Raw genomic sequence first — 25892 nt, 5'->3', positions numbered from 1 at the left:
CTTTTTACATGAGGGTAGAGAGTGTGAATTCTCTAGGAGAGTCGGCTCTCCGTCCTAAACGACCTTTCAAGTCGCGCTTATCCCGCGCACCTCTCTGTATTTTAAAAATAGCTTTCCATAAGCTTTATCTCAGAGGTAAGGGAGTCTTAAATGGGCTATTGTTGGATGGAAGACTAGGCGCAAGTGGGTTAACGCTAGGTATAGGAGTAGGCTCTACTTTTTTGAGAACTGTAATTGCAAATCCTCTTTGCTGGGGTTGTTGCTTACCAGATATATCATTGACTAGCAGTCCGATTTGAGGGGGGAAGGCTTGATTGACTGGAAGCTTCATGGAGCCAATGGCTGGAACATCATTGCCGTATGGTAGAAGTTTAACCTGAATATTTTCTCCCTCTACTCTCCAACTCAAGGTAGCAGATTCGCCTTCGTTGAGAACTAGATTTGGTTGTTCGCTACCGTTGATTCTAAAAGAGACAATTTTGAATGGTTTCGGTAATATTTCAATTTTTGATTCAGTCTTTTTAAAACTAGTTTTTTGACTTCCATTGTTAGGAAAAGCTTTGATTTCAAACGCATATTTCCCAGCTTTATATGCTAGTAGAGGAATATTTATACATCGCAGTTGTTGATTTTGTTGTGTACATAGCTTTTGGAGTTTCGGATCGGCAAGATTACCTTGATTAAATTTATAAGTAATTGGCTCACTATATAATGTACCATCATCTGCACTGCCAGCAATTTGAATTTGTCCTAATAATAATGGACGGGCAATTGTCCAACTTAAAAGAATATTTTGACCTTTTGTATACAGTGGTTTATCCGTTTGGAAACTAAGTACTTCAGCAATTTGTTTTTCAGCTATTTCTATTTGGGTTGTTTGGCTGGCTACTTGATTCTTGGGAGAAAATAATTGGATACCATTACGATAAAATGCTTGTAACTCAAAAGTGTAATTTCCTTTTGTTTTCACTCCAGTTTTAACGTTGCTACAAATTAGCTGTTGTTTATCTTGCACCTGACAAGGAGGTATTTCATTAGCATTTCCCTTACCCAGTGTTTCCGGAATGCCGTTGCTAAAGTCATAAGTAATAGGCTGAATCGGTTGCGAACCCTTGGCTGTGAGAACTAACTTTTGCAACTGTTGATAATTGTGAATATCCCACTTCAAAGCTACTTCATCGCCTTCAGTGATTTGAGAGTCATTTGCACTAAAATTTTCTAATCTTAAAGGATCGGGGTTTAAAATTCGCCAAATGATGAATCCTATCCCTCCTAGTAAGCCTAAAACTACCAAAATTAACAAAATAAATTGCCATAAAGGACGGGGTTTCCATACCAAAGTTCCTTGAGGCAATGTGTTAGGTAGGGGTAAACTTTGTTGGTCTTTGATGTCGAGTTGAAAGTTGACCACTAGCCCTGCACCAAACCACGGTCTTCGCCACCAAGGTCTGGGTTTGACCGTCAAATTAGCTACGGCACTTCTATTAGGTAATAATCTGACTTCAGTAGGTTCAAATTTATAAGTATATAGTTCTTCTTCGTCTCGACTTTTTAAGTTTAATATCAGTTCGCGGATAATATTGCCCCGATTGGCTAGTGATAATTCGTATTTGCCAAGACTACGGCTAACTTGTGCCAAGATGGTATGAAGTTCTATATCTAGGCGATAATTTGTCGGAATTTGGATATACACCAAATCCAGTAATACTAAGTCTGGAGAGTTTTCTGAATACAAGCGGATTGTCGGAGAATAACTTCCCGCCAGGGTATCCCCAGGTGGGTGAAATTTCAAGAATATTTGAGCTTGAGTACCAGGGTTTAGTTCTAGTGCAGTCACGTCAGATACTAATCCTGGCCCCTCAAATCCAGTTGCAGGATAATTAATTGTGAACCAGTCATCATCTAAATCTGGGCAACTCAAGCGGAACCTATCTACAAGATAAGAGCGATTATCAACTATTACTTCCACTTGCAGAGGTTCACTAGGATTGAAAATTAGTGGTTTGTTGGGGTTGGTGTTAGGTCTTAGGGAAAATGTCGGGTCATTTACGCGAATTGCTGTCTGTTCTTTTAGCAGAACCTTAATTTGGTTTGGGAAGGTTATGGGAGTATCTTGGGGATAATGTAGAGGTGAATCTACGACTAGTGTATAGTCATAGGTTCCGGGGAGAGCATTTGCAGCAATTTCAAACTCAAATTTTACTTCGTCGCTATTTTGCCCTGGAGCTAATGCTAAACTTTCTCTAGGAGAGGTAGACCAGCCAGTTAAATTTTGAAATACTTCGTCAAAAACAAAATATAAGTCAATAACCGCACTTTGATCTCCCTGATTGATTACAACAATATAGAGTTCAATAGTATCTCCTGGCATCCCAAATTGAATTCCAGGTGGGTTGATAATAACTTGTAGTGGATTGAATTTTGCTTGCATATATCGACTTCCTTATTTGATGCGATGTAGTTTGACCTGAAAATCTTCACCACCACTCACAATCATGGTTCCTTGATTAGTTTTCAAGTCGATACTATTGATTTTTTTAGAGCTTTGGTAAATTGTTTTGCCTTCTGCTGCTTTTGTTTTGTCGAGTTTATGTTCGGAGGTTAAGTACCAAACCACGACTCGTCCATCATCGCCACCACTTACTAAGAGACTACCATCGTCACTAAATGCGAGAGTCCGCACAGATGTTTTTGATGCTGACCAACGGTCTAGTGGTGAACAATTAAGTTCATTTATTTTTTCGGAGGGATTCGGATTTTTGATAGTTTGACACTGATTTAAATCCCAAATTGTAATGAAGCCCGCAGAATCAGATGTTGCGAGGATTTTTCTTGTTGAGTTAGGAACAAAAGCCAATCCCCAAATATAGTCTTCACGCCCAACTAATGGGTCTAGTTTTTCTAGATTTTGTACTAATAAACTGGGAGATTGTTTGTCAGATTGATTTGGATTCCACTGCCACAAGATGAAACGTTTGAAGTTTCCAGCAATTACGAGAGTTTTTGCATCTGGGCTGAGATTTAATGCCCGGACTTGGAAACCTGATAGTTTCAATGTACTTTGTACGTCAATAACTTGCGGTTCTGGCAGAAAATCACTGTTAGGCGCTGGTCTTGACCATAGTCTCACTTTACCACTGCCATAACCACTGAATAAGTTAAGTGAGTTTGAGGTGAAAGCTAAATCAAAAACGCGATCGCCTTTTGCTTTAGAATCTTTAAGGTCTTGAAGTTGGCTAATCTTGGCACCTGATGGGACATCTCTGAGTTCAATGACACCATTATCTAAACCAACAGCCGCACGATTATTTTGCAATGGCATGAAGCGTAAGACTTCTACCGCATCATCAGTAATCGCCATCAGACCTTTGGGTTGTTGCGCTTGATCGCAAGCAACGGGCTGCCCAGTGTATTTTACTGTATCATCAGGATCTAAGCTATCAGTACCGATTCTCCAAAGTCTTAAGGTGCAATCATCTGAGCCACTGACCACAGATAAACCAATGCCACTAAAACGCACTGAGTTTACAGAACGGGTATGCATTACATCTCTGGGTTGAAAGATTAATGCTAGGAGTGCGGCTAAAAGTGCGATCGCAACCAATTGTAGCCATAAAGGTATAATTGGCAAAGTCTCCACTTCTAATGTCTGCGTGGCTGGGTCTGTACTCCCTAAACGTTGGTCGGATAATTCCGATTTAGCCTCCAGTAACAAAGTTTTGCCGATTCCTACCCAAGGGCGTTTTGTTTTAACATCAAGAATGACTTTACTTGTCTCTCCTAGATGGAGATTGGCAATTTCGGGAAGCTTTTTGAAACTACATTTTCGCCAATCTCTACCCTGTACCTGGATATTAATTTGCTGATTGAGATTGCTAGCATTTTTAAATAATAATTCAAAGGAAGCTGTATGAGATTTCCAATCAGGCAACCATGCCGATTTACTGGGAATTTTCAGGTGTTTTTCTGTGGTGGTAAAGTCTATAAAACCCACAGGTAAAACTTCAACATTACCTTCAGCATTAGTTGGATAACCATTATTGCTAACAGCTTCAATCGTAAAATGGTAATTTTGACTGGGCGCTTGGACTACAGATGGAGGTTGGCATTGGAATGTAGCTTCTGCTAAACCACCTGGATCTAAGAATAATCGGCGTTCTGCACTGCCAGCTAGCCAAGATGAATCAATGCCTGTAAAACGTAATACGACATCAGTCGGTTGTTGCCCCAAGTTCCGCACCCGTACTGGTATATCTACAGAATTGCGAGGATAAACTTGGAACTCCCGCACAGGCAATTCTACACTTAAATGCGTTGGTCTGTTGTCTCGCTCAATTTTCAGGCGTAGCACAAGTCTGCACTGTTGTGCTAATTGCGGTGAAAAAATATTTACCATCAGGTTGACAGTACCGACAAATCCCGGAATGGGTGTATTGAATACAAAGACTTGGAAGATGGTACTACTACCGGGTGGCTTGGCTGCTGCTACCTCTGGTTCTAGTCGATACCAGCGATAGCCTGTATTCCGGGTTTCTCCGGCGGCGGTAATTTCGATTTGAAAATTGACAAAGCGATCGCTATCATTATTGACAGTTACCTCAAATGATACAGGGGTATCACCTGGACGAAAGGTTAAGTTTTGAGTAGAAAGGCTGGCATTTATAACACTTTTTTCCATACCATTACTTATAATATTTTTTGATATTTTGTGTGATTAGCACTATAAAAAATTAATGTCTACGAAAATGTGACAATAATTTTTACTTTGATTTAGGACTTACGCAAAGGTAAGGACAAACAAACCACAGAGGACGCAGAGTCCACGGAGGAATGAGAGTTTGAGAATGTATATATTATTAAATATTGTGTAATAAATTGGTCAATTTATAATATTCATTTTCAGAAGCGATCGCTAATGTAGAGACGTAGCACTGCTACGTCTCTACAAGGGTTATGGATAATGCATAAATTTTTGGATATAACCCCTGAGGAATACTTGAACTCAAATTAAAATCGCGCACTGGTAAATATTGGCTGTAATTGGCTTTGAGGCGATTGAGGGAAATATTAGCTTCGCCGATGGCTATAGATTGTTGTGTACTCAGACTCAGAACGGAACCTTGAGTTGGATTGAGGGGATTATCTCGTTTGTCTTTGGTGGCGGTGAAGGATACGGTTGTTAGGTGACATTGGCAGCAGCTAAAGTAGCTAAAGTAAAAATTGCAGTAGCAGAAACTCGCATAATATTTAACCTAATTAACTGGGAGTTATACTAATTTTGGATTTTAGATTTTAGATTTTTGATTAAAAGTATTGACCAAAAGGCTGTTCGAGGAATTTCAAACAATTACATTCCTATCCAAAATTGGTATTAGTTGTATGGAAGTAAAGAAATAGGGATAATACTAACTTCCAGCTGCTTCGTCGATTTCCCTATTTATACCTCCTAAACAGACAATTAATTTTGATATTTTGTTTCTATGAGTAATGTATCTCGGTCATCTCTTGCTTCTAACTCCCCTCCTTTGCAGTTACTTGTATTAAGTAATGGTCATGGGGAAGATGTAATTGCAGTTCGGATTTTGCAAGAACTCCAACGAGAATCAAACCCACCAGAAATCTTTGCTTTGCCTCTGGTGGGTGAAGGACATGCTTATCAACAGTTGGATATTCCCCTTATTGGTTCAGTCCGCACGATGCCTTCTGGTGGCTTTATCTATATGGATGGTCGTCAATTAGCGCGGGATGTACGCGGTGGTTTATTGCAACTTACCCTCAGCCAGATTAAAGCTGTCCGCCGTTGGGTAAGTTCCCAAAAAAAATTAGGTAATAAAAGAGCAATTTTAGCAGTGGGAGATATTGTACCGTTGTTGTTTGCAACTTTCAGTGGCGCTAATTATGCTTTTGTCGGTACGGCGAAATCTGAATATTACGTGCGGGATGAAGCTGGATTATTGCCACGGAAATCTAAAAATGCGCGTTGGGAAAACTTTTCCGGTTCAGTTTACCATCCTTGGGAACGTTGGTTAATGAGTCGTCGCCGTTGTAAGGCGGTTTTTCCTAGAGATGGGTTGACGACGGAAACATTAAAACAATGGCCAATTCCAGCTTTAAGTTTGGGTAATCCCATGATGGATGGTCTAGAACCAACGTTTTCACGCCAACAATTTTATAGTCAAGATATCCAACAGCGAGAGATAGTTAGACCTTTTGTAGTCACTCTTCTTCCTGGCTCTCGCCCGCCAGAGGCATATACCAACTGGGAAACAATTATGATTGCCGTATCTGCATTGATGGCAAGTTTCCAGCAGAGAGATTCGATCTTCTATACTTCTAAAACAGTAGTATTTTTAGGTGCGATCGCTCCTGGTTTAGACTCTAATATTTTATCCCAAAGTGTGCAATCTCAAGGCTGGCGCGCTGAATCAGCATCTCCTATCCAAATCTCCGATGCAAATGCCTTGACATTTAAACAAAGAAATGCTTATTTAGTTTTAACACAACAAGCCTATAATGATTGCTTACATTTGGGAGATATAGCGATCGCAATGGCAGGTACAGCCACAGAACAGTTTATCGGTTTAGGGAAACCTGCGATCGCAATTCCCGGTAATGGGCCGCAATATAACCCGGCTTTTGCTGAAGCTCAAAGTCGTCTTCTCGGATCATCCTTGATTTTAATTGATCAGCCAGCAGCAATTGCCAAGGTCGTACAATCCCTCTTCAAAGATCCTGATATTTTGCAAATTATTGCCGAAAATGGTGGGCGACGCATGGGTAAACCAGGAGCCGCACTACGCATTGCAGAATGTTTACAGGAACGATTTTGAATGGGAATTGGGCAATTCAATTTTGGATTTTGGATTGACGATAGCGCAGCGTTAGCGAGTCCGCGTTCGCGCAGCGTCTCGTAGAGAGCGTCTTTTGGATTAAATTTCAATCTAAAATCTAAAATTTAAAATCTAAAATTCTTACTTCCTCATCCCCAATCCCTCATGCTACCAACCCAGAACGCAAGGCCCTCACAGCAGCTTGTGTACGATCGTCAGCACACAGTTTATTTAGAATATTGCGAACATGGGTTTTTACAGTACCAACTGTAATGTAGAGTTTCTCAGCAATTTGCCCATTACTACACCCACCGACAATCAACTCTAGTATTTCCAATTCCCGTTGAGTTAGGGGGTATGTTTCTAAAACTTGCTCATATTCTGATGCAAGTGCCTCAATTTTGACAGTTTTCGGCTTGTCAGAACCTTGAATTTCTCCAGGAATACCTTGGCGCATCTTCCGCAATACCACGTTGGCAATTGCCGGATCAATCCAAGAGTTACCGCCGTGAGTTGCTTGGATCGCCTCAGTTAATTTACTGATGCTGGTTTCTTTCATATAATACGAATCAGCACCAGCTGCAAAGGCTGCTAGTACAGCATCCTCTGTATGATCCATTGTCAAGATGAGAATCTTCGTATTTGATTGCCCAGTTTCCGCCTGATAGCGTCTGAATTTACGAGTAAGTTCGATGCCATCCATATCAGGCAAGCCGATATCTACAACTGCTACGTCTGGCTTTGCCGTTTCTAAAAGTTTTAATCCTTGGGTTGCATTTGCTGCTTCGCCAATTACTTTCAATGCACTGTGAGACTGTAATGCCGCTCGTAGTCCCATTCGTGTTAAGTCATGATCTTCAATTAAAATAATACTAATTTCATTCATCGCTACACTCACTCTTGTGCTGTTTGCATCTTTCAAAGTATTACCTTTTGTCACTACTATCTCTGATTTTCCCAAACTAAAGATAGATGATATTTCAACCAGTCTGCATCCACCGATAGAAATAATAAATACTCGAAATTTTTATATTTAGATAGAGGACAAATCTAGCTGGAGATATATGGATACTTAGACAAAAAGTATGAAATATTGAAACGAATGCCAAATTGCTACTCCTGGCTGATAATCCAGCTTTGAGTTGCTATGTTCCATTTAGTATGATTTTGTGTACAACTTTAAAAAAAGCTTACGAAAATGAAAGAATTACAATGTGTCGAAGTTGTTTTCAGAGAAAGTAAACGATGGTTTCAAGCGGTTTTTAACCATACCTTTGGATTCATTCGATTAATGAAGCCTTTGTCAGGAAGCTTTCTTCGGGGCTAAATATTGGTAATTTTAAGAACAGTGTAATTAAAATATATCTGTAAAAATACTAGCAATTGGTCTAGCGATCGCTAAGAAAATTGTCGAAATTTCAGCAGGTAGAATGACTTCAGATTCACAAATAGGTATAGACAGTATTTTCTTATTTACCTAGTCTAATCAATCTAAAGGGTAAAACTGTTCAAGCTTATGGTACAGGATAATAGTATGCAACTCTCACCAATGACTGACGACGGTCACTTGCTCACTCAATTACAATTGGTCTTAGAGCTTGGTTAAAGTATTCTATTTTACTTTATATCAATTCTGTCTGCTGTCTTCAGATCGCTAGTTTTCAGTTTGTTAATTGCTAATTTTTTGAGAGCTATCGATCATTTACTAAGAGTTTTATTCCCAAACTCTGGTAAGTCAATCAAATTGAAGATACAACAGACTGAATTCAAGCCAAGGCAAAGTCCGAAACATTGAGATTAAGGCAACACTCAACGTTTCAGACATTATACAAAATGTCTTAGTCAATCAAGTTACAGATTTTAGATGTCCGAAAATATTATATTCTTTTAGTTGGATAATCTGAAAATAGAAATGTTATACATCAACCTATGTTTGGCGGCAAAAATAAAAACCGATGGAAGAGACGCTGAAAATTTTGGTTGTAGACGATGACAAAGTAGACCGGATAGCAATTCGTTCTGCCTTGACTAAAGCGGGTGTTCCAATAGAACTGGCTGAAGTAGGCGATGGAAATGAAGCATTTTCTGCCTTAAGCACTACTGTATATCATTGTGTTTTCCTTGACTATCGCTTACCAGACCAAGATGGACTAACCTTGATTCAACAGCTACGTTCTTCAGAAATTAAAGTTCCTTTAGTAGTCCTAACAGATCAAGGAGATGAACAAATTACTCTTCAGCTATTGAAAGCTGGTGCTACAGACTATCTCTCTAAGTCTAGAATATCCCCAGAAACTTTGTCGCAGGTTTTGCGGAGTGCGATTCGCATTTATCAGGCTGAAATGCAGGCAGATTTGGCAAGCCAGCAGCTTAGAGAAACTCATGAAGAACTTATTTCTAAGAACCAAGAACTGGAGAGACAACAGCAACAGATTCAAATGCAAAACTTCAAGTTATTGGAGGCATCACGTCTAAAATCACTCTTTTTAGCAACTATGTCTCACGAACTTAGAACGCCGATGAATGCGATTATTGGTTTTTCGCAAGTCCTATTGCGTCCTAAGTTCGGTCAACTAACGCACCAGCAAAGAGATATGGTTGAGCGGATCTTGAATAATGGAAAGCATTTGCTAATGTTACTCAATGAAGTTCTCGACTTTTCTAAGCTGGAAGGAGGAGGATTAGACTTAAAGGCAGAAATATTTAATATATCAAAGGTAATAAATCTCGCCGTTAGTGAAATACGCTCCCTAGCTGAGGCGAAAAATCTTTCGTTATTAGTAAAAACCGATTTACAAAATCCTTTGGTATTTAACGATCCAGTTCGGATCAAACAGATTTTAATTAACCTACTCTCCAACGCCATTAAATTCACCGAGTTTGGTGAAATTTGGGTTGAAGTTAAAGAATTACCTGCAAATCGAGTGGTAATTATTGTTCAGGATACAGGTGTTGGCATAGCACCGAAAGATTTTAAACATATTTTTGAAGCATTTCGGCAAGTCGATCAAACTATCACTCGCAAATATCCAGGTACAGGTCTGGGTTTGGCAATTATCGATTCACTGGTGCGAATGATGGGTGGCAAAATATTTCTTGAGAGCAAAGTAGGGGTTGGTTCAATGTTTAAAATTGAATTGCCACGTCAAATTACATTACCGACTGTAGAAGCTGATACTCCAACTTCACAGTTAGATGATGACGATTTTTTTTGCCCTGCTAAAAATCCTCCTCACTCATCTTTTCAAAGTAGGAAAACATCAATAGGGTATCCTAAATTTAAACTATAAATTACTTCCAAAAAACTGATAAATCATGTCTGTAGTTGAAAATAATAAAATTTATCGTATCCTCGCAGTTGACGACACTCGAGATAATCTCATTTTGGTTCAAGCAATTTTAGAAAGTGAGGGCTATGAAATTGATTTGGCTTCAGATGGAATAAAGGCTTTGCAGAAAATTGACCAATCTCCACCCGATCTGATTCTGTTAGATGTGATGATGCCGGGGATAGATGGTTATGAAGTCACACGTCGGATTCGGAAGAACCCTGCAATTTCTTATATTCCAATTTTGTTGATTACTGCCTTTCACCAATCCAGTGTTGTCGAAGGTTTAGATGCTGGTGCTGACGATTTTATTCGTAAACCATTTGATACTGATGAATTACTGGCAAGAGTGCGATCGCTATTGCGTCTCAAGCATAGTCTAGACGAACAGCAAAAAATGGCCCGCCAACGGGAAGACTTTGTTTCCCGCCTAACTCATGATTTGCGAACTCCCCTAGTAGCCGCCGATCGCATGTTGAATTTGTTTGAAATGGAAACATTCTGCAAAATTTCGCCGGAAATGAAACAGGCGATCGCAGTGATGATTCGCAGTAACCAAAATTTGATGGAAATGGTGAATACCCTGTTAGAAGTTTATCGCTTCGAGGCAGGTAAAAAAACGTTGAATTGGGAAGAGTGCGATTTACGTGAGATATCTCAAGAAGTAGTCAGTGAACTAAGTCCCTTAACAAATGAAAAAGGCTTGACTCTAGAAATAGATACCAGTAAATTAGATCCACTGAGTCCAAAAGCTGGTATTATTATGGGCGATCGCTTAGAACTACGACGGGTGATCAACAATCTGATCGCAAATGCCATCAAATTTACAGATACAGGAGGCATAACCATCCGCATTTTTGAAACACCACCTCAGCCAGAAAATCCAGATTTGGTAACAATTGAGATAGAAGATACAGGATATGGGATTGCGCCAGAAGATCAGGCAACCATTTTTGAACGATTTCGCCAAGGTAAAAATAAACGCTCAGGTAGTGGCTTAGGACTACATCTATCCCACCGGATTGTTGAAGGACACGCAGGAAGCATCCAGGTCGTTTCGGAAGTAGGCAAAGGTAGCTTATTTACTGTAAAACTACCTAAAAATACTTAAGTCTACTTATTAGCGATCGCGAGATTACCTTGAGGGTATTCTCTCAGAAATTACATTCAATTTGAGTTTATTTCTGACTCTAAAGAAAATATTAATATCAGATTATGGAATATTTTTCTTGACACTAAAGGAATAGAAGATATCATGAAAATCTACAAATTTAGTTTTATAGAACACTATCAAAAATTCACTAATACCATATATAGAGCAATATTTAGATCATTCTATGGATAGTAGAAATAACTATTTTACAAAGTTATTATTCAGCTTAATTAATGCCTTAAAATGTGTATGCGCCCTGGAATAATACCCAGGGTGTTTTTTTATAAAAACTAAATTAATCTGGGATATCTGCTTAAGCACTAAGTATATAGCAATACAGTTCAGTTAAGCTTCTCTTCCTTCTCTTCCTTTGCGTCCTACCCTGCGGGAAGCCACTTCGTGTCTATGCGTCCTTTGCGGTTCGTTAAAAAAAGGATTTTAGCCTTAATTGAGCCGTATTGAAGTATATAGAGGTTTAGCTGAGTGTTAAACCTTTTTTTTTGGATCAAGCAAGGTGTAGGGGCAATTCATGTAGACGCGGAGCGGCTTCCCGCAGAGTATTGCCCCTACGGGTGTATGAGACTAATGCACTATTTTAAGCTTGCCATGCCAGTAGACATCGCTCTCATTCATGAGACTGGGAAATTCCCACGCAACTAGTTAATTGCAAAATAGTCATCTATCTTATGTGTTTATTGCATTACTACGGATTTACTATAGCTTCACAAATGCGATTCTAGATGAGGGAATAAAGATGGATGCCCCTGGATGTGAACCAGGGGTTTTTTATTTAGTAGCTACGCCTTAAACGTCAGCACTGGACTTAATCGTGCTACAACATCCACCATTTCTGCCTCAACTTGCACATCAATCACAGACTGAATCGGTTTGTAGGCAGCAGGTGCTTCCTCAATTCGGCGTTCTTCACGCAGGGTAATGCAGTCTACGCCAGTTAATCCCAGTTCCGACTCACTTTGAGATGCACCTTTGCGACTGAGATCGAAGCGAGAACGAATTCTTCCCGCCCCATGTGATGCCGAATTACAAAATGTTGGATTGCCTCTACCCACCATCAGATAAGAATAAGCACCCATTGAACCAGGGATAATCACTGGTTGCTCTGCATAAGCGGGACAAGCGCCCTTGCGTGTTACCCATCCTTCACCTTCTAGCAAGGTGATGTTATGGGGTAAATCATAAACTAGAGGTGCTTCCACATCTTTGTATACTTCTCGCAAACGCAGACGTAGCAATTCTGCTAACAGCAGGCGATTGACAAAAGCATAGTTAGCAGCAGTGGACTCAGCTTGCAAATAACTGGCAACTAGTTCCGGGTGAGAATAAGTAGAGAGAGGAAAAATCTGAGAATCAGGATACTTTAGACCTTTTTGCCAAGTCGCCTTAGCTTGATCTCGCCACATTCCCCCGATATACTTACCCACATTTCGAGAACCAGAGTGAATCATAAAAGCTAGCTGTCCCTCGCGCACTCCCCAGGCGTGGGCAAGTGAGCGATTTTCGACCTTATCAACTCGCTGCACTTCCACAAAATGATTACCACCGCCAATGGTTGCCAGTCCGCCATCGCGTACTAGTCCACTATCGGGAACCAATTCTTCCGGCGCAAGTTTCCAGTCACCATCCATTGAACCACCTAAGAAAATGCGTTCGCTCTCTTGGGCAAGTTGCTGCAAATCAGATTTGACTACACTCCCCGTAGGCTGATCTAGCATGGCATCTAGCCAACCAGGAACACCGTACTGAAATAGCGATCGCATTGCTTGAGCAGTCATCGTCACATCACGCGTACCGAAGAAGTAATCCCCCTTCATCCGTTCTACGAATTGGTCGCGCTTTGCGAGGAATTCGTCGATTGTCAAATCAACAACATGCAGGCGCATCCCGCAATTGATGTCAGAACCGACAGCACCAGGGATGACCTGACCCACAGTTTCGATGACTGAACCGATGGCAACACCAGCATCACCTGGGTGAAAGTCAGGCGTAGCACAAGCACGACAAACACATCCACCTGATGGGTGGCGGACGCTTGCTAAATTCGCTAACTGCTTTAATGCCTTAGCTTCAACGGGGAAGTCTTCTGGTAGTAGCACTTCTGCTACAGGCGCATCAGGAGAATTAACTAAACGGACTGAATAAGTGCGATTGTTATAAGTTACATCTAAACCTTGCCGCTCTAAGGCACGCAGGAGACGTTTGAGATTTTTTGGCTGCATGAAAACTCCAAATAGAGTCTTAAAAAAGACCCTTGGTTGTGAAGAGATAGGGAGACTTGGGTTCAGCAGCCGCGTCTCAACTGGTGCGGAGTGTTGTTTTCCCAGAACTGTGGGGAAAACAACAGGTTAATTCTGACTAATGTGGTTATATAGCCTTAATAACACACACTTTCATCGGATGACAAGTGTTTTGTAGTACGTTGTATTTTTGATGGCAATGGTTACTCCGTTAAACCAAACTTGTAAAGAAATTTGAAGTTTAGCGAAAAACTTTTAAAAATCTCTAGACTCTCCAGCCGGCTAGAGAGTCTAGGATGAATTCAAGGCGACCCTCTTTCCAGTTATTTCTGATGTGTGAGGGATACGTCTCGGTCATCCAGCTTGGTCTGGCAAGGTTGTTCATTTTATCCCGTAAATCTATGACTCTCCAACTCACAGTTCCCAGCATGTCTTGTTCTGTTTGTGCAAGCAAGATCACCAAAGCACTTCAGGCAGTCGATGCCAATGCTAGCGTTCAGGCTGATCCAACAACCAAGCTGGTCAATGTAGAAACTCAAGCATCAGAAACAGTAATTAAGGAAGCGTTGGCTGCTGCTGGTTATCCAGTTGCTTAAGGGGACTGGGTACTGGGGACTGGGTACTGGGTACTGGGGACTGGGAGAATGACCAATTGCCAATCCCTAACCCCCAATCCCTAATCCCTAACCCCCAATCCCCAATTCCCAATTCCCAATCCCCAATCCCTAATCCCCAATCCCCAATCCCTAATCCCTAATCCCTAATCCCCAATCCCCAATCCCCAAAATGGATACTCTCACGCTCAAACTTCGAGGCATGAGTTGTGCCGCTTGCGCCAATAACATCGAAAAGGCGATTCGCTCTGTTTCTGGGGTAATTGACTGCAACGTTAACTTTGGAGCAGAGCAAGCCACTATCAAGTACGATCGCTCTTTAGCCAATTTAGAAAAAATCCAAGGTGCGATCGCATCTGCGGGATACTCTTCTGACTCACTCCAGAAAGAATTACTCTCCGAAGAAGATGATGCAGAGATTGCGAGTAGGCAAGCATTACAACGCCAACTCTTCCTCAAGGTAGTGGTGGGAGGTGTAATCAGCATTTTCCTACTTTTGGGATCATTGCCCATGATGACTGGGCTAAATTTACCTTTAATTCCAAGTTTCCTGCAAAATCCTTGGGTGCAGTTAGTGCTGACAACACCCGTCGTGTTGTGGTGTGGTGGATCTTTTTACCGCAATGGCTGGAAATCCCTCAAGCGCCATACGGCGACGATGGACACCCTGATTGCTTTGGGTACAAGTGCAGCATATCTATATTCTTTGTTTGTCACTGTTTTTCCAGAATTTTTTATTGCTCAAGGCTTGATTCCTCATATTTATTACGAAGTTGCCGCCTTTGTCATTACCTTAATTTTGCTGGGGCGGTTGTTGGAAAATCGCGCTAGGGGACAAACTTCTGAAGCTATCCGCAAACTCATTGGATTGCAAGCTAGAGATGCCAGAGTCATCCGTGATGGAATAGAAATTGATCTTCCCATCGCCGAAGTCAGGATCAATGATGTGATTTTAGTGCGTCCTGGTGAAAAGATTCCGGTAGATGGCGAAGTGATTACAGGCGCTTCGACGATAGATGAAGCGATGGTAACTGGTGAAAGTTTACCAGTCAAAAAGCAGCCAGGAGATGAGGTGATTGGGGCGACGATTAACGGTGCGGGTGCATTTCAGTTTCGGGTGACACGAGTCGGAAATGATACATTTTTGGCTCAAATTGTCAAACTAGTGCAGCAAGCGCAAGGTTCTAAAGCACCAATTCAGCGCTTGGCAGATCAAGTGACAGGATGGTTTGTACCAGCTGTGATTGCCGTTGCGATCGCCACTTTTGTCATTTGGTTTAATTTCACGGGCAACCTCACCCTAGCCACAATGACAACAGTGGGTGTACTAATTATCGCTTGTCCTTGTGCTTTGGGTTTAGCTACCCCCACATCTGTAATGGTGGGGACAGGCAAAGGTGCAGAAAATGGGATTTTGATTAAGGGTGCGGACAGCTTAGAACTAGCACACAAAATTAAAATCATCGTTCTAGATAAAACCGGCACTTTAACTCAAGGGAAACCAACGGTTACAGACTTTGTAACTGTCAACGGCACAGCTAATGGTAATGAACTCCAGCTTTTACGATTAGCAGCAACCGTGGAACGTAATTCAGAGCATCCTTTAGCGGAAGCGGTTGTAAAATATGCCCAGTCTCAAGAGGTGAGTTTAATAGATGCAAAGAACTTCGTAGCTAATGCAGGTAGTGGTGTGCAAGCAGTTGTTGCAAATCAGCTTGTGCAAATTGGTACACAACGCTGGTTAACAGAACTTGGAATTAATACCATAAATCTCCAGCAGTATAAAGATGCCTGGGAAGCCGCAGGTAAAACAGTCATTTTGATTGCTGTAGAAGGCGAATTACAAGGAATAATGGGTATTGCCGATGCCCTCAAACCTTCATCAACAGCAGTGGTAAAAGCTTTACAGAAGTTAGGTTTAGAAGTAGTAATGCTTACTGGAGACAATCGTAAAACTGCTGATGCGATCGCTCTACAAGTTGGCATCCAGCAAATCTTTGCTGAAGTGCGTCCAGATCAAAAGGTGGCGATTATCCAATCTTTGCAAGGCGAGATAGAGAGATTTACCAAATCCAAAATCCAAAATCCAAAATCTAAAATTGTCGCAATGGTAGGTGATGGCATCAATGATGCACCAGCCTTAGCACAGGCTGATGTGGGAATTGCCATTGGGACGGGAACAGATGTAGCGATCGCAGCTAGCGATATCACCTTAATTTCTGGAGATTTGCAAGGAATTGTCACAGCAATTCAACTCAGCCGCGCCACCATTAACAATATTAAGCAAAATCTCTTCTTTGCCTTTATTTACAACGTCATTGGTATTCCCATTGCGGCAGGAATTCTGTTTCCCATCTTTGGTTGGTTACTCAATCCAATTATTGCCGGTGCTGCAATGGCTCTTTCTTCGCTCTCTGTTGTTAGCAACGCGCTCAGATTGCGTAACTTTCAACCAAAAATTAGCTCATAATTGCAGGGTAATTTAGCAAATGTTCAGTCAAAAAACGCTTTGGGGAAGCCTTACAGCTTTAGTGCTTCTCACAGGCACATCAAGTGTAGCATTCGCAGAAATGCCAGCCCATTCATCAGAGCAAACCAGCCAATTTCAACGTATCGAGCAACCTTTGGGCTTGAAAGTTGGTGTTGCGATCGCAGGTTTAGGCTTAATTGGACTAGAGTTGTGGTGGTTTCTTCTCTATAAAAGTGCTGATTCCTGATTGGTGTCAGTCCTGAGAGGTGTTTTGAATAATCGGACAAATTGTATCCTCATGATGATCGCTGATATTCTTCCAGCCTGAAAGTAATCCCTTGATTTCAGAGCGTAAAGTTAATAACTGATCTATTTGGCCATCAATCTGCAAGACCTTCTCTTCAAGTTTTTCTTTGATTTCACCACAGGGAGTCTGCCCTTGATCGTAAACCTGAAGAATATTTCCAATCTCCTCTAGGCTAAGACCAAGATTTTGTGCCCTTTTAATGAATGCTAGACGAGTTAGTACATCCAATGAAAACTGGCGAAAGCCTCCCTCTGTTCGTCTCAATGAATTGATTAAGCCTAAACTCTCGTAATAACGAATTGTCCTGATGGGTATTCCAGTTAAATCTGTTACCTGACCAATTAAAAGCAGTTTTTTATCTTGAGTTAGCACGGTAGACTTCCCCAACTATTGTAATTATTATTACATATTTTCTAGACGTTAAGTTGTTTGAGAGTTAAGCAAAATATTATCATCAGTATTGCAACTTTTTATCTAATTAGAGATTTTACTAAGTTTTAAATGTTCAAATATTTAGTCTAAATGTATTTTTGGAATTTAGCTGATATTGAAATAGCATAATTTTGACATTTTTAATCATATTTTTTCAAGATTTTACCTGATGATTTTTATTCATTTCTTGGGTAGCTGTTGCTCATGGTACTGAAAGTAACTGTTTTTTTAAAGTCCCCATGTTACTTCTAGATCAACTGCTTCACTTCAAGTGAAACCATAAAAATGAATCTCAACTCGCAGACTTTTAGCTCAATCCGTAAACCTAAAATTTTCAATAATCCAGAGCGTTTTATTGAGGGATGGTATTGGGTAATACCCTCTCAAAATCTGCGGGTGGGTGAAGTAAAACCTGTCACGATTTTGGGTAAAGAATTAGTAATTTACCGTGGTAAAGACAAAAGGATAGTTACTTTTAATGCCTACTGTCCACACATGGGCGCTCACCTTGCTGAGGGTAAAGTTGAAGGTAATGCACTACGTTGTTTTTTCCACCACTGGAAGTTTGATGCTGAGGGGATGTGTATTAATATCCCATGTTTAGATACACCACCTTCTCTACAATTACAAACTTGGCCCACTGCTGAGAAGTACGGGATGATTTGGGTTTGGACTGGAGAAATACCACAACAACCCTTACCTTTTGTTCCAGAGTTGGAACAAAAAGAGTGTGATGTCGCCATCCATTCTCACTTTGTGATGAACTGTCACCCCAACGTGGTGATGATTAATGCTATTGATGCTCAACACCTCAATACAGTTCACAAACTGCCAGTAGAAATTATTTTTGAAAGACAGGAACTTAACGAAAATGCTATTATCTTCAGTAATACTACACCCATCAAAGACAATTCCTTTTTCATTAAGCTCATCCGTCTTTTCTACAAAAATGTCATAACTTACAGTATTTGCTATTGGTACGGTAGCATTGGCATTGTGACACTTGGCCCAGATTTCTTCCATGTCCACATGATGGTTGCAGTTCGCCTCCATCAAGGGGGAAAAACTGAAGGTCAAGTTCTGCTGATGACTAAAAAACGTAAAGGAATTTTTGGTTTGTTATGCAATCGAGTTGTGCTATGGCTGACTAAGATTGTAGCTAAGTACTTTCTCATGGGTGACATTAAGATTCTCCAAACAATTCAGTTTGATTTGAAAACTCCCATCAAAGCAGATCACTCAATTATGCAGTTTATTAACCATGTTGAAAAACAGCAATGCCTAATGTGGGGGACTTGGAAAGAAGCGCGATCGCACGATATTGAGAGCAAGCCCAAGCGTGAGAGATGGCAAGATACAATGAGTAATGACTAACATCATGTTTATATGACCAGAATTCCGTCTGGCTAATTAAACACACACGCTCTCATCCTATTGTCAACAATCTTTGCAACAATTAATCGTTGTAGGGGTGTACAGATGTATGCCCTTACCAATGGATATTTAGCAGGTATTTTGTAAAATAATATAACAATAAAGTTTAAAGGCTCAATAAAGTGGCTTTTAACTTTTAATTGATTTTTTACTGGGCTACCAAATAAATAAAAAGAAGTGGCAAAGCCACTTCCTAATTCCCAGGTAGAACCTAAGTTATGAGTATAACGACTACAAAAACTTTAAATAGTATAAACCAACACCAATTAACTGAATATCTCTATTTTTCTTGTTTTCTGGGTGGGGAAACCCTAATTTCCATGCGCCAAATAACTGTATATTTACATAAGTCTTATGATTGTAATACAGACTCAAGTTTATCCAGTTCATCGTTAAGATATGCCAATTTTGCCTCTTCATCAAGAAGTTGCTGTTCTAATTGAAACTTAACTGCCGTACCAGCCTCAATAGCTACAGCTTTCTTCATCTGCTTAAACTTCTCGCTGCGGATGTCAAATTCTGCCTGAAGTGCGTCTAGTTTTTGTTGCGATCGCCGTCGTTGTCCAGGAGTTAAGCTAGTAGAAACTGGACTAGTTTCCATAGTTGCTACTTCACCAGATAAAAATTTACTTCCGCCTGCGTAATAACAAAGGGGAAAATTATCGCCTAAATCTAGCACTTTATTTACAAATGGGTGTTGCGGCCCTGATGCTCTTTTGGGTACTTGGTCAAACAAATAAACTAAAATATCAAGAATACGTGCATAGCCATCTTTATTCACCGCCGCTTTACCTTGAAAAGCTTCCAACAAGCAATCTGTAAAAGCACTGTAGGGTTGACCCGTGTAAGAATATTCGTCTTCTCGCGAAGAAGCAACCACAACTCGACCGCTTCCTGTTCCCAGCACATTTAACAGCTGCGGCGGTAAGGGGGATTTTACAAATGTTTCCCCTGGTTCCTTCAAAGCTGGAACGCCACCAGCATGACAGCAATCTAATAAAACTACAAGTTTACGCGCTGTAATTGCTTCAATTTTTTGGGTAAATTCTACACCTGAGATGGCTGTGTTTGCGCGTTGACTGGGGTCATAGCCGAACGGTACAAGGAAGTATTCATTGGTGCGCTGGATGCGTCCACCGTGACCAGAGTAGTAAATGATCACAGTTGCATCAGGATTTTGATTGACTTGGGCGATGATTTGGTCAAAAGCTGCGAGGATATTTTGCCGAGTTGCAGAGGTTTCGGTAAGGAGTGTGACTTGTTCTGGTGGATAGGCGGCGCGATCGCTATCAATCAGTATATCTTGTAAAGCCGTTGCATCTTTGACTGTGACTGGTAAATCAGCACCTACGCCAATGAGTAATGCATAACCGTTGGTAAAAGTTTGGTTTGTCATGCTTTATGCCATCATTCGCGGTTTTCTTCTCTACCAAATAAATGTTCTAAGATGCGCTGACTTTCAGTTCTCAAACCTCTAATTTCAGACATAATTACTTCAAAATTGCGCTGAGATACTTCAAAGTTCTGCTGATGCACTTCAACTATTTGCACTAGTGAGTTGACTGTTGAGCTAAGTTCCCCAACACTTGAGCTAAGTTCCCCAACACTTGAGCTAAGTTCCCCAACACTTGAGCGCAGTGAAGCATTTTCAGCTGCATTAGCTTGTGCTAAGGCTGTGGTTTGAGCTAGAATTTCCTCAATTCTATCTAACCTATCTATAGTCATATTTAAGAGATTTTCTGGTTTATTTCTCAATTTTACCGTAGCAGCAGGAGCGATGCGTGTCGGGGTCTTGCATTTGATGAAGCTAAACTTCAAAGCTTCATGGGGTGATTTATATTTGGTGGATGGTGGGGCGATCGCTATCAATCAGTATATCTTGTATAGCCGTTGCATCTTTGACTGTGACTGTTAAATCAGCACCTATAACCGTTGGTAAAAGTTTGGTTTGTCATGCGGTGGGTGATAAATGCGTAGCTGCTAGCTTGTCGTTAGACATCGCCTTTTATACTGTATAACTTGTGACTGGTGTGTAAACCTGAAACAAAAATATTAGTATTGACTAGTTTTAGCTATTTTACTTGTGTGGAAGTTGGGCTAACAAAAGGTGTGGAAGTTGGACTAACAATAGGCTCTGTAGTTTTTGTAATTTTTTGTCCAGATATAAAATTACGTAATTGGGATGTCACTTGGAAGAGGGATGGCGACTTTGCAAAACATTTAAGGTCTTGTACTGAGCCGTTGAAGTAGTTCAAATCAGCTTTACCGCTAACGCCAGCTACACCAGATACATCACCTTCAAATTCATGGAATAGATATTTCCCCTGCCAAGGGCTAGGAATTGATGGTTGCTGAGTTCCGTAGTGGGCAATGAATAAAGGGTAACTAGCAAAATCAGATGGATTACCAAGCTCTGACCAGAAACCAGGGTAAGTATAAATAATTGGTTTGATTGTCCTTCCAGTCTGTTGTTTTAGCTCTTTTTCTATCTCTGCTAACCATTGCTTGGCTGCATTGATGACAGTTTGCTTATCTACGTTATCTGTTACTTCTATATCTAAAACTGGTGGTAAATCTCCAGGTTCAAATTTACCAACAGTTTTTAAGAATTCCTTCGCTTGCTCAACCGGGTCAGATGTATTTGGGTGAAAGAAATGATAAGCACCCCGAATCATACCATCAGCTTTCAGAGTTCGCCAGTGATTAGGAAAAGCAGAGTCTTTAATGGCAACACCTTCTGTAGCTTTTACAAAAGCGAAAGTCTTACCAGAGTTTTTCACAGCTGTCCAATCTACTCTACCGTCTTGATCAGCAACACCAATACCATGTGCTTTGTTATTGCTTTGTGGCTCAATTAAAGACTGCATACACATTGAAATTGCTTGTGCTGGCTCGTAAAGATACCAAAAACTGATATTAACCAGTGCTAAAGCCAATCCAGAAAAAATTAAAGACTTAGGAAATTTATTTTTTGCCAATGGAGGCTCTACAGCCTCTTGATTGCTAGAGGCAAAGCTCCTCATTTTACGAGCATCAATCAGTAGTGGCTCAAATTCTGCTAGTGGCTCTGCTAAAGTTTCTACCAATGATGCTAATCGAATTAAATCCGCTCTATCGGTGTGATAGGCTTTTTTGAGAGTAGCTGTTAGTTCACTAGCTGCCTGACTGGGTTTAGTATATGCGATCGCTGTCCAATATTGGGCTTGAGCAAAGTCGCGCAAATCGGGATCATCACTCTGAAGTTGCTGTTGTATATAATTAAGTAAAAAGTCCGACAGTTCATTAATTCGCTGTTGACCAAACTTTTCATCTTCCTGTAATCGCTTTAACAGCACATTTCGGATGGACAAATCCATTTCGTAGAGTTCATGTCCAACTTCATCACAAAGGCTAGAAAGCAACACATCCGCTACCGCTATCCAGGGGACATCTAGCACTTGGGCGTGAATATCTCGCTGGAAGTTAGCCCATATACGATATAAAAGATTTGGTGTGAGCGCTAAGGGAAAAGCAGCATGATATGCCAAATATAGGTGCGCTTTCCCAAATCGTTTATTAAAAGATTCTATACGTCGGTTAGCAACTTGAGGACTAATTTTGCTCATTTTCTCTGCCCCTCAGAATTCGTAGCCCTTCCGCGCAGCACATCTACAGCATCTTGTAAACCCCGACGATTGACTTCAAACATTGGGACAAGGCGGGCAATTTCTCCAGATGTTGTCCCAAGCCAGCGCTTTTTTGGCATCGGATTCAGCCAAGCAATGTAACGCACCTTTTGTTTCAACTGGGCAAGAAATTTTTTGGTTAATTCGTAACGTTCCTCGCTATAGCCACCACGGGCAGCCCCAGCATCACTATAAATTAATACAGCAGTGCGATTGGAGCAACTATGAGTGATGATATCACTGACTAACTCTGCTTCTTGATAATTGCGATCGCGGTAGAGATGTTCAATAGGGCAATTGTGAAAATAGTAAATCCCAGATTTGCCCAAACGACCGCCACGACAGGAAGTTGTTGCTAAACGATATGATATCTCGTGAAAAGGTACCATCGAGCCATCCTGGTCAATTAGTAACAGTAGTTCCGCTCGGTTCACTCGACGCGGTAGCAAAACAGGTTCGAGTAGTAAACCTTGATGTCCAATCTGCTTAACCGTTGTTTCTACATCCAACTCTGTGCGTGGCCCCTCACGTACCGGGCGGCGCAAGTAGCGCCAAATCTGCTTCATTTGCCGTTCGGTTACGGGAAGATACTCAGTGGTCAGGATGAAACGATTGTAGAGAATTTCTTCACTTCTACTGGTAGCTTGCAGGACAACTTGAGCTACTTGTACCTCATCTTCTATTGTTTGTGTCAATTTTGTAGGAACAGGGGAAGCAACCGAACTGGGAGTTGATTTGGGAAGTGAGGTACTTTGATCAATGCGTTGTTCAACCCTCCGCTTAAATATCCACTTGAAAAATATATATCCAGATCCAGCACTCAAGTTTATAGCTGATAGCAAACTCCAAAAAATTAAATCTGGCTGGTTCGTGTCTTTTGGTGTTGCGGTTGGTGTTGCGGTTGACTTTTCGGTTGGCTTTTCGGTTGGCTTTTCGGTTGGCTGTGCTGTTGATGTTGTGGTTGGCTGTGCTGTCTGAGTTCGCTGTTTTAAAGTTAATCCAACACCCAAGACAATTCCTACTCCGACAAACCCCAGAATCAAGTAGCGAGTAATTAGAGATAATTGATGCTGCCGAGAATGTCTAACAACTTTTTCTGACGTTGGCAATAAAACATTAATACTTATCAATTGTTCAAAGTGATATTCAAATAATCGCAACTCCTCAGCCGATTTAATCCACAAAGTCTGACACAGACGTTTTAAAGCAGCTTGGTCATTAATCCCAAACCCAGCTTGCATAGCTTGCAATACTAACTGATATTCCTCTATGCCGAGTGGTAAGCCAGCTTCACGCAGTTTAGTAAAAAGTTCCAGTAGAGGCAAATCATTCACTTCCACGGCTCTATCTCAAATAGCGTATATGGTCATCCCAACTTTTCAGCAACACCCCAGCATAAGGTATTTTGCCATCCAGTTTTGCCAGAGCCTCATCTTGAGGATAACGACGCAGGACGCGAAACCAGTCAATTAATTCGCTCGTGCTAATTTTCTTGCCAGCCTCCCCTTTATCTTTTCGCATTTCCTCCCGCAGCAGTAGGAAGCGAACTATGGCTTTATCCACCAAAGCTTGGGGTGAAGTGGGAAACAGAGCGTTAACAATTTGTATCAACCGCTCACGACTAGGAAATTCAACATAGTGAAACAAGCATCGACGCAAAAAAGCATCTGGCAAATCTTTCTCATCATTGCTGGTGATTAAAACAATTGGTGCTACCTTTGCTTCAATTTGCTGACCCGTTTCCTCAACAATAAACCGCCGCTCATCTAATTCCAGCAGCAGATCGTTGGGAAAGTCAATGTCAGCTTTATCAATTTCATCAATCAGTACGACAGTGCGGTTTTCTTGCTGAAATGCCCGTCCCAGAGTCCCCCAGCGTATATATGTAGTTGGGTCATCAATTCGCTGGATTTGTTCTGCTGTCAGGCGACTAGAAGCAGCTAGCTGGGCATCCCGCAACCGTCCTACAGCATCGTAGTTATACAACCCATCCCTTGCCCGACTAGTGGATTTGACATACCAAGCTTCCAAGTTCAAACCTAGCTCGTAGGCAACTGCACTTGCAAGTTGAGTCTTACCGCATCCCGGTTCACCTTTCAGCAGTAAAGGACGTTCCAAGTAAATTGCTAAGTTGACTGCTTCTATCAGTTCAGGATTAGGCAAATAGGGATATAACATCTGTCCGTTCGCCCCTCTTTCTCCTAACTTGGGCTGCACTTTACCTGTATATTCCAAGAGTTTTCCACCTACAGCCTTAACCATTTTTCCTCTTCGTCATACCAATTACAGCCAGACAGTTGACAAATTTCGCCCAATGCGAGTTCTGGAATGCCGTTATCACTATTTTTCAGTATTGTTTGTACTGTTTCATCTAGCTGATCTATCAGTTTAGTCGGCAATTCGTCCTCTGAATACTCTAGCCAGTTAGTCAGTTCATCGTCAGAAAATTGATTAATCTCAGGTAGTTTGACAGGGTTATCTGGCTTCCAAGTAGGGTCGAGCCGTTCTACAAAAGGAAGATTCCAACTACCTACGCAGCCATCATAATCTACTAGGAACATTAATAATTTGAATTGACTCGCTTGGGGGCTAGCCGTCTTAACTTTAGTCGCTAATAGTAACCAGAAATCTCGGATTAACTCGTGCAAAAGAGTTTCCGAAAGACAATCGACATCGTATAAAATTAACAGGACATTCTGAGTTAGCCACCATTGATAAACTCGTTCGGCAATTTCAGGAATTGAGCTTTGTCTACCCAGACCAACTCTACCACCAAGTTCACGCCACAATGCAGCACTGTCACTTCTCCGAGCAATGCGACTGAGTTCAATTCGCACAACCTTTCCCGTCATGATATTGGAGACATTTTGCCGCACTAACCTATTCAATAACCAGCGTTGACCATAGTAAAGTGAACCGTGGATTAGAAAGGCTGCTACTGAATGAGTCTCAATAAATCTCCGAAATGTTCGCGTCTGCTCTCGATAGCCCAATTTCAACAAAGCATGATACACTTTTTCACTAGATGAAGCTCGTTCCAGATCATCAAGCTGCTGATCCAATTTCCTTTTTTCAGCTTCAGTTTGTTCAATTTGCTTTTCTAATTGGAAGCGAATGAGAGTATCTGCTGCGATCGCATAATCACGACGCAACACTTTTAACTTATCAGCTAGTACTTCAGACTGTCCTTGTAATCCATCGATTTCATATTGTAGATGCTGCTGGGAAGACATGCAGGTACTTTTTGAGTTAATAATCTTTACTCAATACGATTAGCCAGATTATCGATTTAGCAATCTGGTTTACTGTGTTTGGTTTCAATAGCTGAAACATAATTGCGACACGAGATGTCACTTATGTAATTTATTATCTCAGTAATTTACAAGTTCCAGACTTAGTATAA

Annotated in this window: 19 protein-coding genes and 1 pseudogene; 8 read left to right on the top strand and 12 right to left on the bottom strand. The window is 41.1% G+C overall.

Annotated features, from left to right (window positions below; genetic code table 11):
* Positions 1-124: 124 nt before the first annotated feature.
* The 3 genes and pseudogenes from V7K76_RS17430 to V7K76_RS17420 all read right to left on the bottom strand — a co-directional run.
* Complete coding sequence (locus tag V7K76_RS17430; protein ID WP_334775549.1) at positions 125-2431, bottom strand: COG1470 family protein; 2307 nt, start codon at positions 2429-2431, stop codon at positions 125-127.
* A 12-nt stretch (positions 2432-2443) separates the two neighbouring features.
* The gene (locus tag V7K76_RS17425) at positions 2444-4678 is read right to left on the bottom strand and encodes a hypothetical protein (RefSeq protein WP_334775548.1); all 2235 of its coding nucleotides are present in this window, start codon (positions 4676-4678) and stop codon (positions 2444-2446) included.
* A 342-nt stretch (positions 4679-5020) separates the two neighbouring features.
* A pseudogene (locus V7K76_RS17420) lies at positions 5021-5183 on the bottom strand (BamA/TamA family outer membrane protein); the annotation flags it as partial.
* A gap of 297 nt (positions 5184-5480) precedes the next feature.
* Here V7K76_RS17420 and V7K76_RS17415 point away from each other — a divergent pair.
* Positions 5481-6830, top strand: a complete 1350-nt coding sequence (locus tag V7K76_RS17415) for a lipid-A-disaccharide synthase-related protein (protein WP_334775547.1) — start codon at positions 5481-5483, stop codon at positions 6828-6830.
* A gap of 163 nt (positions 6831-6993) precedes the next feature.
* Here V7K76_RS17415 and V7K76_RS17410 read toward each other — a convergent pair whose 3' ends face one another.
* Entirely contained in the window at positions 6994-7716 is a 723-nt protein-coding gene (locus V7K76_RS17410) for a response regulator transcription factor (protein ID WP_179064032.1), read from the bottom strand.
* Positions 7717-8785: 1069 nt separating this feature from the next.
* Here V7K76_RS17410 and V7K76_RS17405 point away from each other — a divergent pair.
* Positions 8786-10120 carry an ATP-binding response regulator gene (locus V7K76_RS17405; RefSeq protein WP_334775546.1) on the top strand — a complete coding sequence of 445 codons (1335 nt, stop codon included), beginning with the start codon at positions 8786-8788 and terminating at the stop codon, positions 10118-10120.
* Between the two features lie 25 nt (positions 10121-10145).
* Entirely contained in the window at positions 10146-11270 is a 1125-nt protein-coding gene (locus V7K76_RS17400; protein ID WP_334775545.1) for a hybrid sensor histidine kinase/response regulator, read from the top strand.
* An 839-nt stretch (positions 11271-12109) separates the two neighbouring features.
* Here the strand turns inward: V7K76_RS17400 and V7K76_RS17395 are convergent.
* Positions 12110-13549 carry an RtcB family protein gene (locus V7K76_RS17395; RefSeq protein ID WP_334775544.1) on the bottom strand — a complete coding sequence of 480 codons (1440 nt, stop codon included), beginning with the start codon at positions 13547-13549 and terminating at the stop codon, positions 12110-12112.
* Positions 13550-13968: 419 nt separating this feature from the next.
* Between V7K76_RS17395 and V7K76_RS17390 the strand changes: the two genes are divergently transcribed.
* From V7K76_RS17390 to V7K76_RS17380, 3 genes are all read left to right on the top strand, one after another.
* The gene (locus V7K76_RS17390) at positions 13969-14163 is read left to right on the top strand and encodes a heavy-metal-associated domain-containing protein (RefSeq protein ID WP_334775543.1); all 195 of its coding nucleotides are present in this window, start codon (positions 13969-13971) and stop codon (positions 14161-14163) included.
* A gap of 190 nt (positions 14164-14353) precedes the next feature.
* Complete coding sequence (locus tag V7K76_RS17385) at positions 14354-16651, top strand: heavy metal translocating P-type ATPase (RefSeq protein WP_334952415.1); 2298 nt, start codon at positions 14354-14356, stop codon at positions 16649-16651.
* A gap of 19 nt (positions 16652-16670) precedes the next feature.
* Positions 16671-16898, top strand: coding sequence for a hypothetical protein (locus V7K76_RS17380; protein WP_334775541.1), 228 nt, complete (start codon positions 16671-16673; stop codon positions 16896-16898).
* A gap of 6 nt (positions 16899-16904) precedes the next feature.
* Here the strand turns inward: V7K76_RS17380 and V7K76_RS17375 are convergent, their stop codons facing one another.
* The gene (locus tag V7K76_RS17375; RefSeq protein WP_334775540.1) at positions 16905-17330 is read right to left on the bottom strand and encodes a heavy metal-responsive transcriptional regulator; all 426 of its coding nucleotides are present in this window, start codon (positions 17328-17330) and stop codon (positions 16905-16907) included.
* 345 nt (positions 17331-17675) lie between these two features.
* On the opposite strand from V7K76_RS17375, the gene V7K76_RS17370 reads away from it, so the two are divergent.
* Positions 17676-18764, top strand: coding sequence for an aromatic ring-hydroxylating dioxygenase subunit alpha (locus tag V7K76_RS17370; protein ID WP_334775539.1), 1089 nt, complete (start codon positions 17676-17678; stop codon positions 18762-18764).
* A 412-nt stretch (positions 18765-19176) separates the two neighbouring features.
* Here the strand turns inward: V7K76_RS17370 and V7K76_RS17365 are convergent, their stop codons facing one another.
* Positions 19177-20220, bottom strand: a complete 1044-nt coding sequence (locus V7K76_RS17365; protein WP_334775538.1) for a caspase family protein — start codon at positions 20218-20220, stop codon at positions 19177-19179.
* An 11-nt stretch (positions 20221-20231) separates the two neighbouring features.
* Positions 20232-20549 (bottom strand): hypothetical protein, encoded by a 318-nt coding sequence (locus V7K76_RS17360; protein ID WP_335029901.1) that lies wholly within the window; start codon positions 20547-20549, stop codon positions 20232-20234.
* A 104-nt stretch (positions 20550-20653) separates the two neighbouring features.
* On the opposite strand from V7K76_RS17360, the gene V7K76_RS17355 reads away from it, so the two are divergent.
* Complete coding sequence (locus tag V7K76_RS17355; protein WP_334775536.1) at positions 20654-20842, top strand: hypothetical protein; 189 nt, start codon at positions 20654-20656, stop codon at positions 20840-20842.
* 54 nt (positions 20843-20896) lie between these two features.
* Here the strand turns inward: V7K76_RS17355 and V7K76_RS17350 are convergent, their stop codons facing one another.
* Genes V7K76_RS17350 through V7K76_RS17335 form a run of 4 tightly spaced genes read right to left on the bottom strand, consistent with a single transcriptional unit; the run spans position 20897 to position 25722 of the window.
* Complete coding sequence (locus V7K76_RS17350) at positions 20897-22429, bottom strand: glycoside hydrolase family 25 protein (RefSeq protein WP_334775535.1); 1533 nt, start codon at positions 22427-22429, stop codon at positions 20897-20899.
* Positions 22426-23829 (bottom strand): hypothetical protein, encoded by a 1404-nt coding sequence (locus V7K76_RS17345; RefSeq protein WP_334775534.1) that lies wholly within the window; start codon positions 23827-23829, stop codon positions 22426-22428. Before V7K76_RS17345 ends, V7K76_RS17350 begins: the two co-directional genes overlap by 4 nt.
* Before the next feature lie 4 nt (positions 23830-23833).
* Positions 23834-24751: an AAA family ATPase gene (locus V7K76_RS17340; RefSeq protein WP_334775533.1), complete on the bottom strand. Its 918-nt coding sequence runs from the start codon at positions 24749-24751 to the stop codon at positions 23834-23836.
* Positions 24736-25722 (bottom strand): hypothetical protein, encoded by a 987-nt coding sequence (locus tag V7K76_RS17335; protein WP_334775532.1) that lies wholly within the window; start codon positions 25720-25722, stop codon positions 24736-24738. Before V7K76_RS17335 ends, V7K76_RS17340 begins: the two co-directional genes overlap by 16 nt.
* Between the last annotated feature and the right edge of the window lie 170 nt (positions 25723-25892).

Origin of the sequence: Nostoc sp., from assembly GCF_036917975.1 — a bacterium.
GTDB lineage: Bacteria > Cyanobacteriota > Cyanobacteriia > Cyanobacteriales > Nostocaceae > Nostoc.
Note: the sequence above shows the minus strand (reverse complement) of the source record. Positions and strands in the feature narration are given on the sequence as shown.